The organism is Mycobacterium sp., assembly GCF_047975165.1.
Taxonomy (GTDB): domain Bacteria; phylum Actinomycetota; class Actinomycetes; order Mycobacteriales; family Mycobacteriaceae; genus Mycobacterium.
This window is the reverse complement of record NZ_JBKECZ010000164.1, coordinates 41,519-53,934: the sequence shown is the minus strand read 5'-3', so window position 1 is coordinate 53,934 and position 12,416 is coordinate 41,519. Positions and strand designations below refer to the sequence as shown.

Genomic DNA, 12,416 nt, shown 5'->3' with positions numbered 1-12,416 from the left:
AGGAGAACAGTGTGACCGGCCGCCCTTTGGACGACGTAACGTAACTCGTCGGGAATACGGAAATGCGGATGTCAACGGAATTCCCTGATTTTCAGGTGCAAGTGCGCGGCTTCAATCGCGATCAGGTAATCGACTACGTCGAGCGCCTTCACGGGGAGATCGAATCCCTTGAAGGACGAGTCCGGCAGCTTCGCCAGGATGCTTCCGGGGTGCAGACGGAACGGACACGTCTGACCGAAGAGATCGCGCAGGTGCGCGGGGATGTTCTTTCGGCGCTGCGGGATATCCAGGGCAGAATCGAGACCGCTATTCGCCGGGACAAGATCAGTCTCGTCAAGACCCCACCGTCGCGGGAAGCGGCCGAAAAGGGCTAGCCGGTTGTGACACCCTGTAGGGGTGAATCCGTCGACGACACAAGCTCGCGTCGTCGTTGACGAGTTGATTCGCGGGGGTGTGCGCGATGTCGTGCTGTGCCCGGGTTCGCGCAACGCACCCTTGGCTTTCGCCTTGCGGGACGCCGACGCCACCGGCCGGATCCGATTGCACGTTCGCATCGACGAGCGCACCGCCGGCTACCTGGCGATCGGCCTGGCGGTGGGTGCGGATGCGCCGGTGTGTATCGCGATGACGTCCGGCACCGCGGTCGCCAATCTGGGTCCGGCGGTGGTGGAGGCCAACTATGCCCGGGTTCCGCTGATCGTCTTGTCGGCAAACCGTCCGTATGAGTTGCTGGGCACCGGGGCCAACCAGACGATGGAGCAACTGGGGTACTTCGGCACCCAGGTGCGTGCCAGCATCAGCCTCGGACTGGCCGAGGATGCACCGGAACGACTTGCCGAGCTCAACGCGATCTGGCGGTCGGCCACCTGTCGAGTATTGGTGGCCGCCACGGGTTCTCGCAGCGCCAACGCCGGGCCGGTGCACTTCGACATCCCGCTGCGAGAGCCCCTGGTGCCCGACCCGGAGCCCTGCGGTGAGGCGGTTCCGCAGGGTCGGGCCGACGGCAAGCCGTGGACGTACACGCCGCCGGTCACCTTCGACCAACCGCTGGACATCGATATCTCCGCCGACACCGTCGTCATCGCCGGGCACGGAGCGGGCAGCCACCCCAACCTGGCGCAGCTGCCGACGGTGGCCGAGCCGACCGCGCAGTGTCCGCCCGCCGGCGGCAACCCGCTGCATCCACTGGCGTTGACGAAGCTGCGACCGCGGCAGGTGATCATGCTGGGCCGGCCGACATTGCACCGTCCGGTGGCCGCGCTGCTCGCCGACCCGGGAGTTCCGGTATATGCGTTGACGACGGGGCCGCGCTGGCCCGATGTCTCGGGCAACTCGCAGGCCACCGGGACCAGGGCGGTGACGACCGGCGCACCCGACCCGGCATGGTTGCACCGGTGCTCGGCGGCGGACCGACAGGCGCTCGCGGCGGTGCACGGTCAACTCGCCGAACACCCGTTGACCACCGGTCTGCATGTCGCCGCCGCCGTCGCCGACGCGCTGCGGCCGGGTGACCAGTTGATCCTCGGGGCGTCAAACCCGGTGCGCGACATGGCTCTTGTCGGCCTGAACCCGCGGGGCATCCGAGTGCTGTCCAACCGGGGGGTCGCCGGTATCGACGGCACGGTATCCACCGCCATCGGCGCGGCGCTCGCGCACGAGGTCGCCGCCGCCCGGGACGAACCCGCTCGAACAATTGCGCTCCTCGGGGATCTGACGTTCCTCCACGACAGCTCCGGTCTGCTGATAGGACCCACCGAGCCCGCGCCGGGCGATCTGAGGATCGTGGTCTCCAACGACAACGGCGGCGGGATCTTCGAGTTGCTCGAACAGGGTGATCCGCGGTTCGCCGATGTCTCCGCGCGGATCTTCGGCACCCCGCACGATGTGGATGTCGGTGCGCTCTGCCGCGCCTACCACGTGGACAGCCGGCAGATCGAAGTCGGCGAGTTGTCGCGCGCACTGGCCGAACCCGCCAGTGGCGTGCGGGTGTTGGAGGTCAAGGCCGATCGGTCGTCACTGCGCCGGCTGCACGCGGCGATCAGGACGGCCCTGTGAGACTTCCGTCCGTCGCCGGACCGCTGAAAACGGTGTCGCGCGTACTGATCCATGGAACCAGCGAAGAACTCCCCGATACCGGTCCCAGGGTCGCGGTCCGATGGGTTCGGATCGCGGTGTTGATCGTCGCGATTCTGGTGACGTTTCAGTCGGTACTGCTGGTGGCCGGGGCCTGGCGCAACGATCTGGCGATCCAGCGCAATATGGGGGTCGCGCAGGCCGAGGTGCTCAGTGCGGGCCCTCGCCGGTCGACCATCGAGTTCGTCACCCCCGATCGCATCACCTACCGCCCGGAGCTCGGTGTGCTCTATCCGTCCGAATTGGCAACGGGCATGCGGATCTACGTCGAATACAACAAGAAAGATCCGAACCTGGTCCGGGTCCGGCACCGCAGCGCGAAGCTGGCGATCATCCCCGCCGGGTCCATCGCCGTGGTGGCCTGGGTGGTGGCGGCAGCCGTGCTGGCCGGACTCGCCGTCCTGGACAGGCGGTTGAACAGGCGCGCGGACAACCCCGGCGGCGGGTAGCGTTTGCCCGATGAGCCGCGCCGACCTCGACAAGGATCCCAGGGCCGTCGCATCGATGTTCGACGGTGTCGCTCGCCGCTACGACCTCACCAACACCGTGCTGTCCTTCGGTCAGGACCGGCGTTGGCGCCGTGCCACCCGAACCGCGGTGCGGATGGGCCCCGGTCAGAAGGTGCTGGACCTGGCCGCCGGCACCGCGGTGTCGACGGTGGAGTTGGCCAAATCCGGGGCGTGGTGTGTGGCGGCCGATTTCTCGGTCGGGATGCTGGCCGCGGGCGGCGCCCGCCAGGTGCCCAAAGTCGCCGGGGATGCCACCCGGCTGCCGTTCGCCGACGCGGTGTTCGACGCGGTCACCATCAGCTTCGGGCTGCGCAACGTGGTCGACTTCCCCGGCGCACTGCGCGATATGGCCCGCGTCACCCGGCCCGGTGGCCGGCTTGTGGTGTGCGAATTCTCCACTCCCACAAACGCGTTGTTCGCCACCGCCTACAAGGAATACCTGATGCGGGCACTGCCGCGGGTGGCGCAAGCGGTGTCCAGCAACGCCGAAGCCTACGTCTATCTTGCCGAGTCGATCAGGGCCTGGCCCGACCAGGCCGCGTTGGCGAATGAGATCTCCCGGGCCGGGTGGTCGGCGGTGCGGTGGCGCAATCTCAGCGGCGGCATCGTCGCATTGCACACCGGTGTCCAGCAGGGATCGGGCGATGTGGTGGGTGAGGCTGCGAATCGTTCGCGAGCGTAACGGGACTGCGATTTCGCGCTCCGGATTTCGCCATGGCGCTACGCTCGCGAGCAAAACGTTGCGCTGAGCGCTCGGCTCAGATGCCGGCGCGCCGCAGGAAGTCCAGGTTCTCCGGGCAGTAGTGGTCGATTGCGGCACCGAGGAACTGGAATGACTGCCCCTGGGTGGTGCCCAGCGGCAGATTCCGTTGCAGGAAGGTGGCCGAGTTGTAGGCCGTGGTGTCCACGCCCCGGTCGATTCGTTGACAGCTGATCTTGCCCAGCCAGGCGTTGTAGTCCTGGGGGCCGTAAATGCCGTAGGTGTGCAGCTGGGTGTTGAACGGGGCGTCGTAGTCATCGGCCTGCGCCGGGGCCGCCAGCGCGATGCCGGCTCCCGTCAGTGCGGTCGCCGCCACCAGCCTCTTTGCGTTCATTAGCTGAACTATACACCTGGCTGCTTCGCGCTGGGACCCTTGCCCGGCGATCAGCCCGGATGCGCTGACAACAGGCACGCCCCGACGGATCTGCGGCCTCCGCCCTCGTCACGAGCGATGAAGCCGGGCATCCCGGTCGAACACCAGCACGAAATACGATGCCCCCGGCGCCGCTGACCGCACGATGGAACGCTGATAGCCCTCGCGCAACTCGACCGGCATGGAGTGAAACAAGGTGCTGTCGACGGCCGTCGGTGAAGCGTCCAATGAGATGGTGTTCAGCTGAACGGCGGCCGCCGGTCGATCCGCCGCGATGCCCGCCCGCCGTTGCGCCACGCCCGCGCCACCCAATCCGCGTCGTCGTCGGTGACCAGGTTGGCCATCACCCGCACGGCAATGCGCATCACCGCGGACGAACGCATCGCGACCGGTCCGGTCGCCGGCAGGAACCGTTGGAACGTCAACAGCAGCGCGAGCCGGCGGGCAACCGAGAAGCCCCGCGCGTAGTGGTCGGTCAGCAGCGCCGGCCACGGCTGCGACAGATCGGCGGAATCCAGCATCTCGGCGGCCAGCCGCCCGGTTTCCAGGCCGTAGTCGATACCCTCGCCGTTGAGCGGGTTGACGCAGGCCGCGGCGTCGCCGACCAGCACCCAGTTCGGTCCGGCCACACCCGACACGGCGCCGCCCATCGGCAATAGCGCCGAAGCCACCGACCGCGGCGCCCCGCGGAACCCCCACTCGTCGCGACGCAGGTCGGTGTAGTACGAGATCAACGGCCGCAGCGCCAGGTCGGCGGGTCTCTTGGTCGTCGACAACGCTCCGACGCCGATGTTCACCTCGCCGTTGCCCAGCGGGAAGATCCAGCCGTAGCCCGGCAGCACGGCGCCGTCCGGGGAGCGCAGCTCCAGGTGCGATGTCAGCCACGGCTCGTCGCCGCGCGGCGTGGTCAGGTAGCCGCGGGCCGCTACCCCGTACACGGTGTCCTGATGCCAGCGGCGCCCCAGCTTGCGACCCACCGGGGAGCGCGCTCCGTCGGCGACGATCAGCGCGCGGCAGCCAACCTCGGTCCCGTCGGCCAGCGTCAGCGACACCACGCGTCTCGACGAATCGTGATGTGCATCGACAACTTTGGATCCCAGCAGCATGCGCGCCCCGCAGTCCTGCGCCACCTGGCGGATCCGGTCGTCGAGTTCGAGGCGGGCCACCGCGCTGCTGTGCGAAGGGAACGACGGGCCGGGCCACTCGACCTCGACTTCGTTGCCGAATCCACTCATCCGCAGGCCGCGGTGCTCGATGCGGCCGGCCAGCCATTCGCCGAGGCCGAGCAGCTTCAGTTCAGCGATCGCGCGTGGCGTGAGCCCGTCTCCGCAGGCCTTGTCGCGGGGAAACTCCGCCGAATCGATGACGAGTACGTCCCGGCCCGCCCGCGCGGCCCAGGCCGCGGCCGCCGACCCCGCCGGACCGGCGCCCACCACCACCACGTCGGCCTGGAAGTCTGCGGTATTCACGCTCCCCAGTATGTTGGTTCAATGGGGACTCCGGCGAGCGTGGTGGCGGGTGTGGACTTCGGCGACGCCGAGTTCGCCGCCACCGTGCGCCAGGGCGTCGCCCGGGTCGAAGAGCTCATGGAGGCCGAACTGCGCGGCTCCGATGAGGTGATGACCGAATCGCTGCTGCACCTGTTCAAGGCGGGCGGAAAACGGTTCCGTCCGCTGTTCACGGTGCTCGCCGCCCATACCGGGCCGAACCCGGTCAACCCCGACGTCACGCTGGCCGGCGCGATCGTCGAACTTATCCACCTCGCGACGCTGTACCACGACGACGTGATGGACGAGGCGGACGTCCGCCGCGGTGCCCCCAGTGTGAATGCCCGCTGGGGCAACAATGTTGCGATCCTCGCCGGTGACTATCTGTTGGCGACATCCTCGCGGCTGGTGTCGCGGCTGGGGCCGGGGGCGGTGCGGATAGTCGCCGAGACGTTCGCCGAACTCGTCACCGGCCAGATGCGCGAAACCCAGGGTGTCCCCGAGGGAGTCGACGGCATCGAGCAGTACCTCACGGTTGTTCACGAGAAGACGGGCAGCTTGATCGGGGCCGCCGGCCGTTTCGGGGCGATGTTCTCCGGAGCCGGCGCCGAGCAGGTCGACCGGCTGAGCCGGCTCGGAGCCGTGGTCGGCACGGCCTTTCAGATCGCCGACGACATCATCGATATCGACAGCGACTCCGACGAGTCGGGAAAAGTCCCGGGCACCGACCTGCGTGAAGGCGTGCACACGCTGCCGATGCTCTACGCCCTACGGGAGAACGGATCCGACGCAGTGCGTCTGCGCGAGCTACTGGCCGGTCCACTTCACGACGATGCGTTGGTCCTGGAGGCGCTGACTCTGCTGCGCGCATCACGGGGCTTGATCAGGGCCAAGGAGACCCTGGCGCGGTACGCTGCGCGGGCCCACGACGAGGTGAACCTACTGCCCGACGGGCCGGGCCGCAACGCTCTGCAGGCGTTGGTGGACTACACCGTGCGCCGGCACGGTTGACTCCGGCGGGGGTGGAACTCCAGAGTTGTCTTAGTCGTTACCCAACAGCAACCAGAACAAGTTCAGGAGGACGTGCGCCCATGACCTGGCACCCGAATTCGAACAGGTTTAAGACGTTCCTGCTGTTGACCGGAATGTCGGCGATGATCGTGTTCATCGGCGCGTTGTTCGGCCGGACGACGCTGATCATGGCGACCATATTCGCCGTGGGGATGAACGTCTACACCTACTTCAACAGTGACAAGCTGGCCCTGCGGGCCATGCACGCACAGCAGGTTTCCGAGTTGCAGGAACCGACGATGTACCGAGCCGTTCGGGAACTGGCCACCGCGGCCCATCAGCCCATGCCGAGGCTCTATGTCAGCGGCACCGATGCGCCCAACGCGTTTGCCACCGGTCGCAACCCGCGCAACGCCGCGGTCTGCTGCACCACCGGCATCCTGCAGATCCTCAACGAACGTGAGTTGCGCGCCGTTTTGGGTCACGAGCTGTCCCACGTCTACAACCGCGACATCCTGATCTCGTGCGTGGCCGGTGCGCTGGCTTCGGTCGTCACCTCCCTGGCCAACATGGCGATGTGGTTAGGGGCGGCCGGCGGCAACCGGAACCAGGGGACCAATCCCTTTGCCATGCTATTGGTTTCGCTGCTAGGTCCGATCGCCGCAACCGTGGTTCGGATGGCGGTGTCCCGCTCACGGGAGTACCAGGCCGACGAATCGGGTGCGGTGCTGACCGGTGACCCGCTGGCACTGGCCTCGGCATTGCGCAAGATCTCCGGTGGGGTGCGGATGGCGCCGTTGCCCCCGGAGCCTCAGCTGGTCAGCCAGGCACATCTGATGATCGCCAACCCGGTCCGTGCCGGTGACCGGATCGGATCGATGTTCGCGACGCATCCGCCGATAGAAGACCGTATTCGCCGGCTGGAGGCGATGACGCAGGGCTGACGCCGGGGCCGCCGACGGCTACCTCTTTTCCTTCTCAGTCGACCACCTGGGGAACTCGGGTCGCGACTGCCGGTTCCGCGGTGAGGTGGCCGGGGTGGCGCCGCCGCGGCGGGTGCCCGTGTTCGAGCAGCCCGTCGACGATCACCCGCCCGCCGGTCTTCTCGTAGCGGTCCAGCCAATCGGTAATCGATTGCAGCGCGGCATGATCAAGGTAGCTGACACCGATATGCAATGTCACCGTGGCGTCCTGGGGTATCGAGCTGAGAACTCGGGTCAGCCTGGGCAGGCTGAGGAATGTGCAGACGCCTTCCAGCGTTACCAGCCATCCGTCGTCGTGGGGAATGGCTTCCACCCTGGCTCGGACTACCCGCCAAGCCGTTATCGCAATCGCCACAGCGAGTCCGATCAAGACGCCGTGCAACAGGTTGAGGAAGACGACGGTGACGATGGTCACCAGATAGACGCCGAGATCACCCGTTTTGAGCGCGGTTTCGATGTGAGCGGGCTGGAACAGCTGAATACCGACGATAATGAGCAAGCCGGCCAATGCGGCGCTGGGAATCTTCTCGATCAAGCCGGCGAACGGGACCGCGAACAACAGGATCCAGAAGCCGTGCAGGATCGTCGACGTACTTGTTTTCGCACCTGCCTTGATGTTGGCGGCGCTACGCACGATCACACCCGCGATCGGCAGGCCGCCTATCGCGCCCGACACCATGTTGGACGCGCCCTGACCCACCAGTTCACGGTCGAGGTTGGTGCGCGCCTCGTTGTGCATCCGGTCGGTTGCCACGGCCGTCAACAGGCTCTGCACGCTGGTGATCAGCGTGACGGTGATGATCCCGACGATGACCGCACCCCAGTTCCCGTGCGGAATCGCCGGCAATCGCAACGCCTCGACGAGGGATCCGTTCAGGGTGATCCGCGGAACGTCGAAGGGAAATACCAGTGAGACAACGGTGACCACGACGATGCCCAGCAGTGGGCCGGGAATGGCGGCCAGCTTGGCCGGTGCCTTCCGCCAGGCGACCATGATCGCGATGGCCATCAGGCCCAGGAACAGTCCGGGACGGTGAGCGCCGACTACCTGGGCGGGCAACTCGCTGACGTTCTCCCAAGCCGAACTGTGCGAGGATCCGCCCAGCAGCACATGCGCCTGCTGAAGGACGATGGTGATCCCGATACCGGCCAGCATCGCGTGCACCACCACCGGTGAAATCGCAAGTGCGGAACGGGCAACACGACTGAGGCCCAACAGAACCTGTATAGCACCGGCGGCCACCGTGATGAAACAGGTTAACCCCCAGCCGAATTCGGCAATCAGATCGGCGACGATCACGGTGAGGCCGGCCGCGGGGCCGCTGACCTGAAGCGGAGACCCGCCGAGTGCGCCGCCGACGATGCCGCCGACGATCGCGCCAATCACCCCGGCGAGCACCGGCGCGTCCGAGGCGATCGCGATGCCCAGTGACAGCGGAAGCGCCACCAGGAATACGACCAATGAGGCAGGCAGGTCGTGGCGCAGCGCCGATCGCCACCCGTCGGATCGCGAACGCGATTGAGTCGAGTCGATATCCTCCTGGGGCAAGCCGTTTCGTCGGCTGCCATCGTGCTGGGTAGTTCGGGTTCGGTCGAGTTTCGGCATCGGAGGCTCCAGTCAGGTCAAGCGCGTCAGAGGCCGGGGCGTCGTGCCCGGCCGGTGAGTTTTGGCTGTCCCACCCCGGATCGCGCATTGTTGCGAAGTCGTAACGTATTGGTGCATAGGCGAATTCCATTCCCCTAGAACAACTGTGTTCCTGAGTTCAATCGCCGGACGACCTGCCTACGACGGTATGGGGGTTGGTGGGTGCCGGCAACCGGGCGGGCCAGGTGCATAGCGAACGCAAATTTTCGCTGTGACGTCTCCGGAGGGCGTCGATGCGGTGTGACGGTGGCGACAGCCGGGTTAGAAGCCCGTTCCGTGCACCTCGTGCCCGGGTGTCTCGGCGGCCAGGCCGCTGTAGGCCTGCTCGACGGTGGAACCGTGGTTGACCACCGCGTCGACTTCCCGGGCGATCGGCATGTTGAGTCCGAATTCGTTGGCGAACTCCATGATCACGCTGGCGGCCTTGACCCCCTCGGCGACCTGATTCATCGACGCGATGATCTCGTCGATGGTCTTGCCCGCGCCGAGTTGCTCACCGACATGGCGATTGCGGCTGCGCTTGCTGGTGCAGGTGACGATCAGGTCGCCCAGGCCCGCCAGGCCGGGAAACGTCTCGGTGTTGCCACCCATTGCCACACCGAGTTTGGTCATCTCGCGAAGTGCCCGGGCGATCACCAGTGCGCGGGTGTTCTCGCCGATCCCCAGCGAATAACCCATGCCGACCGCGATGGCGAACACGTTCTTCAGCGCACCGGCCATCTCGACACCGATCACGTCGTCGGTGGTGTAGACGCGGAAACGCCGCGTGCTGAACAGAGTGGACAACCGGGTGGCCAGGTGCTGGTCGGGCATCGCCAGCACCGCGGCTGCCGCGTAGCCCTCGGCCACTTCGCGGGCGATGTTGGGTCCGGCGAGAATTCCTGCCGGGTGGCCGGGCAGCACCTCTTCGATGATCTGCGACATGCGCATATTGGTGCTCTGCTCGAGACCCTTGACCAGTGACACCACCGGCACCCACGGACGCAGTTCCTTGCCGAGGTCGGTGAGGACGCCGCGGAAGCCGTGGGAGGGCACCCCCATGACGATGACGTCGGCGCAGTTGGCGGCTTCGGCGAAGTCGGTCGTGGCGCGCAGGGACTTGCTGAGGACGACTTCCTCTCCCAGATACCGGGTGTTGCGGTGGTTGTCGTTGATGTCGTTGGCGGTGTCCTCGGAGCGCACCCACTGCAACGTCGGACCGCAGCGCGCGCAGATGGATGCCACCGTGGTGCCCCAGGAACCGCCACCGAGGACGACGACTTTGGGTTCGCGCGCACTGACTGCCATGAGTTCACCCTATTGCGGTCGCCGGGCATTTGACAGTGCCCGAGCGGGGTGCCTATCCGGCGAGCGGAGTGCGGTTCGCAGCGAGACCGAAGGCCATTGCCTCCTCGACGCGGTCGAACCGATAGTCGATCGCGTCGGCGAAGTAGTTCTGGCGCACATTCCACGGCCGCTTGGTGCCCGACTTGGGCAGTGCGTGCAGCGCCCGACGGACATAGCCGGCCTGGATGTCCCAGGAGGGCTTCTCGGGCATCGACTGGCCGCCCAGATGGGGGCTGGCATGGGTGTAACCGTGCGCGGCCATGAACTCGATCAGCTTCGCCGTGGCGCGGGCCGTGATGTCGGCTCGCAGTGTCCAGGAAGCGTTGGTGTAGCCGACGCACCAGAACAGGTTGGGTACGTCTTCGAGCATGTGTGCCTTGTAGACGAAGCGGTCGGTGGGGTTGATCTCGGCGCCGTCGATGCGTATGTCGACGCCACCGAGTGCCTGTAGCCGCAGGCCGGTGGCGGTGACGACGATATCGGCATCGAGGTGTTGGCCGGACTTCAGTGCGATGCCGGTGGTGTCGAAATGGTCGATGTGGTCGGTGACCACGTCTGCGCGACCGTCGGCGATGGCGCTGTACAGGTCGGCATCCGGGATGAGACACAACCGCTGATCCCACGGCTTGTAGTGGGGTTTGAAGTGGACGTCGACGTCGTAGCCCGCAGGCAGCGTCTGGACCGCCTTGCGGCGCAGCCGCCACTTCATGAATGCCGGCGTCTTGCGGGACAGGAACCACAACAGGCCCTCGGTGAGAGCGGCGTAGAGGCGGATGACCAGGTGGGCCGCCCTGCGGGGCAACAACTTACGGCATGCCCAGGCGAACTTGCTGTACTTGGATGCCGAAATCATGTAGGTCGGCGAACGCTGCAGCATGATCACTTTGCCGGCGCGTTCGGCCATCGCGGGGATCAGGGTCACCGCGGTGGCGCCGCTGCCGATCACCACCACGGTCTTGCCCGCGTAGTCCAGGTCTTGGGGCCAGTGCTGCGGATGCACCACGGTGCCGCCGAAGTCCTCGATACCGGGGAAGTCGGGAGTGTAGCCCTGGTCGTAGTTGTAGTAGCCGCTGCCGAAGAACACGAACCGGCTGCGGCAGTGTTTGGTGACCCCCGCCTGTTCGACGGTGATGGTCCAGGTGTCGGTCGTCGAATCCCAGTCCGCTCCGCGGACGTAGCTGTTGAACTCGATGTGCTCGTCGATCCCGTGCTTGTGTGCGACGTGGTTGAGGTACTCGCGGATGTGCTCGCCGTCGGCAACACCTTCTTCGCGGGTCCACGGCTCGTAGGGGAAGCTCAGGGTGAAGATGCTGCTGTCCGAGCGAACACCCGGGTATCTGAACAGGTCCCAGGTGCCCCCGATGCGTTCGCGCCGCTCCAGGATCCGGTAGGTCACCGATGGGTTGCGCTGCAATATCCGGTAGGCCGCGCCCAGGCCGGAAATACCGGCGCCGACGATGACGACGTCGACGAACTCTGTCGCGGTTGGGTTGTGTGCGGCTTCCTGGGGAGTCGCGGTCATCGTGAACCTCGCTTGACTTCGGGTGGTGTCACGCCCGGTACGCGGGTGGTGGCACCCAGCCTAGGTACCCATTGCCCGGTCGGCCAGTGGCCGTGGCCGCTGTGGTGCGCTCCGAGGTCGGGGTAGTCAGTAGTCAGCAGTCAGCGGTAGTTGACGAACTGCAGTGCGACGTCGAGGTCGGCCTTCTTCAGCATCGCGATGACGGCCTGCAGATCATCGCGCTTCTTGCTGGTGACGCGAACCTCCTCGCCCTGGATCTGGGTTTTGACGGTCTTCGGGCCGTCGTCGCGGATGAGCTTGGTGATCTTCTTGGCGTTCTCGCTGCTGATGCCCTGCGTGAGGGTGCCGGTCACTTTGTACGTCTTGCCCGAGGCCTGCGGCTCGCCGGCGTCGAAGGACTTCAGCGAGATGTCGCGGCGGATCAGCTTCTCCTTGAACACATCGACGGCGGCTTTGACGCGCTCTTCGGTGGACGACGTCAGTTCGATGCCTTCCTCGCCTTTCCAGGCGATCCCGGTGTCGGTCCCGCGGAAGTCGAATCGGGTGGCCAGCTCCTTGGCGGCCTGGTTGAGTGCGTTGTCGACCTCCTGGCGATCGATCTTGCTGACGATGTCGAACGATGAATCCGCCATGGGGTACCTGCCTCCTGGGTTGCTAGCCGTTTGTG

Annotated in this window: 12 protein-coding genes and 1 pseudogene; 6 read left to right on the top strand and 7 right to left on the bottom strand. The window is 66.3% G+C overall.

Annotation, left to right across the window (positions count from 1 at the left end):
• Positions 1 to 68: 68 nt before the first annotated feature.
• The 4 genes from ACK5M9_RS15545 to ACK5M9_RS15530 are packed head-to-tail and all read left to right on the top strand — an operon-like array spanning position 69 to position 3,324.
• Positions 69 to 374 carry a hypothetical protein gene (locus ACK5M9_RS15545; protein ID WP_416894039.1) on the top strand — a complete coding sequence of 102 codons (306 nt, stop codon included), beginning with the start codon at positions 69 to 71 and terminating at the stop codon, positions 372 to 374.
• 22 nt (positions 375 to 396) lie between these two features.
• Positions 397 to 2,055, top strand: coding sequence for a 2-succinyl-5-enolpyruvyl-6-hydroxy-3-cyclohexene-1-carboxylic-acid synthase (gene menD / locus ACK5M9_RS15540; protein ID WP_416894038.1), 1,659 nt, complete (start codon positions 397 to 399; stop codon positions 2,053 to 2,055).
• A 32-nt stretch (positions 2,056 to 2,087) separates the two neighbouring features.
• Positions 2,088 to 2,582, top strand: a complete 495-nt coding sequence (locus ACK5M9_RS15535; protein WP_416894080.1) for a DUF3592 domain-containing protein — start codon at positions 2,088 to 2,090, stop codon at positions 2,580 to 2,582.
• Positions 2,583 to 2,592: 10 nt separating this feature from the next.
• Positions 2,593 to 3,324: a demethylmenaquinone methyltransferase gene (locus ACK5M9_RS15530; RefSeq protein ID WP_416894037.1), complete on the top strand. Its 732-nt coding sequence runs from the start codon at positions 2,593 to 2,595 to the stop codon at positions 3,322 to 3,324.
• A 76-nt stretch (positions 3,325 to 3,400) separates the two neighbouring features.
• Here the strand turns inward: ACK5M9_RS15530 and ACK5M9_RS15525 are convergent, their stop codons facing one another.
• The 3 genes and pseudogenes from ACK5M9_RS15525 to menJ form a co-directional block, all read right to left on the bottom strand.
• The gene (locus ACK5M9_RS15525; RefSeq protein WP_416894036.1) at positions 3,401 to 3,736 is read right to left on the bottom strand and encodes a DUF732 domain-containing protein; all 336 of its coding nucleotides are present in this window, start codon (positions 3,734 to 3,736) and stop codon (positions 3,401 to 3,403) included.
• A 126-nt stretch (positions 3,737 to 3,862) separates the two neighbouring features.
• Positions 3,863 to 3,988, bottom strand: a pseudogene (locus tag ACK5M9_RS15520) (class I SAM-dependent methyltransferase); the annotation flags it as partial.
• Positions 3,989 to 4,014: 26 nt separating this feature from the next.
• On the bottom strand, positions 4,015 to 5,244 hold the full coding sequence (menJ, locus tag ACK5M9_RS15515) for a menaquinone reductase (RefSeq protein WP_416894035.1): 1,230 nt from the start codon (positions 5,242 to 5,244) through the stop codon (positions 4,015 to 4,017).
• 21 nt (positions 5,245 to 5,265) lie between these two features.
• Between menJ and grcC1 the strand changes: the two genes are divergently transcribed.
• Both grcC1 and htpX read left to right on the top strand, forming a co-directional pair.
• Positions 5,266 to 6,273, top strand: a complete 1,008-nt coding sequence (gene grcC1, locus ACK5M9_RS15510) for a nonaprenyl/(2E,6E)-farnesyl/geranylgeranyl diphosphat synthase (RefSeq protein ID WP_416894034.1) — start codon at positions 5,266 to 5,268, stop codon at positions 6,271 to 6,273.
• An 80-nt stretch (positions 6,274 to 6,353) separates the two neighbouring features.
• A complete protein-coding gene (gene htpX, locus ACK5M9_RS15505; RefSeq protein ID WP_416894033.1) occupies positions 6,354 to 7,217 on the top strand; it encodes a zinc metalloprotease HtpX in 864 nt (287 codons plus the stop codon).
• A 34-nt stretch (positions 7,218 to 7,251) separates the two neighbouring features.
• Here the strand turns inward: htpX and ACK5M9_RS15500 are convergent, their stop codons facing one another.
• The 4 genes from ACK5M9_RS15500 to ACK5M9_RS15485 form a co-directional block, all read right to left on the bottom strand.
• A complete protein-coding gene (locus tag ACK5M9_RS15500) occupies positions 7,252 to 8,862 on the bottom strand; it encodes a SulP family inorganic anion transporter (protein ID WP_416894032.1) in 1,611 nt (536 codons plus the stop codon).
• Positions 8,863 to 9,162: 300 nt separating this feature from the next.
• On the bottom strand, positions 9,163 to 10,188 hold the full coding sequence (locus tag ACK5M9_RS15495) for an NAD(P)H-dependent glycerol-3-phosphate dehydrogenase (RefSeq protein WP_416894031.1): 1,026 nt from the start codon (positions 10,186 to 10,188) through the stop codon (positions 9,163 to 9,165).
• A 52-nt stretch (positions 10,189 to 10,240) separates the two neighbouring features.
• Entirely contained in the window at positions 10,241 to 11,749 is a 1,509-nt protein-coding gene (locus tag ACK5M9_RS15490) for a flavin-containing monooxygenase (RefSeq protein ID WP_416894030.1), read from the bottom strand.
• 140 nt (positions 11,750 to 11,889) lie between these two features.
• Positions 11,890 to 12,381: a YajQ family cyclic di-GMP-binding protein gene (locus ACK5M9_RS15485; RefSeq protein ID WP_416894029.1), complete on the bottom strand. Its 492-nt coding sequence runs from the start codon at positions 12,379 to 12,381 to the stop codon at positions 11,890 to 11,892.
• Positions 12,382 to 12,416: the final 35 nt, after the last annotated feature.

What these genes read in the sequence shown, in the direction of transcription:
- ACK5M9_RS15495 (WP_416894031.1), bottom strand. Translation starts at nt 10,188, where the DNA reads ATGGCAGTCAGTGCGCGCGAACCCAAAGTCGTCGTCCTCGGTGGCGGT.
- ACK5M9_RS15545 (WP_416894039.1), top strand. Translation starts at nt 69, where the DNA reads ATGTCAACGGAATTCCCTGATTTTCAGGTGCAAGTGCGCGGCTTCAAT.
- ACK5M9_RS15530 (WP_416894037.1), top strand. Translation starts at nt 2,593, where the DNA reads ATGAGCCGCGCCGACCTCGACAAGGATCCCAGGGCCGTCGCATCGATG.
- htpX (WP_416894033.1), top strand. Translation starts at nt 6,354, where the DNA reads ATGACCTGGCACCCGAATTCGAACAGGTTTAAGACGTTCCTGCTGTTG.
- ACK5M9_RS15500 (WP_416894032.1), bottom strand. Translation starts at nt 8,862, where the DNA reads ATGCCGAAACTCGACCGAACCCGAACTACCCAGCACGATGGCAGCCGA.
- grcC1 (WP_416894034.1), top strand. Translation starts at nt 5,266, where the DNA reads ATGGGGACTCCGGCGAGCGTGGTGGCGGGTGTGGACTTCGGCGACGCC.
- ACK5M9_RS15485 (WP_416894029.1), bottom strand. Translation starts at nt 12,381, where the DNA reads ATGGCGGATTCATCGTTCGACATCGTCAGCAAGATCGATCGCCAGGAG.
- ACK5M9_RS15490 (WP_416894030.1), bottom strand. Translation starts at nt 11,749, where the DNA reads ATGACCGCGACTCCCCAGGAAGCCGCACACAACCCAACCGCGACAGAG.
- ACK5M9_RS15525 (WP_416894036.1), bottom strand. Translation starts at nt 3,736, where the DNA reads ATGAACGCAAAGAGGCTGGTGGCGGCGACCGCACTGACGGGAGCCGGC.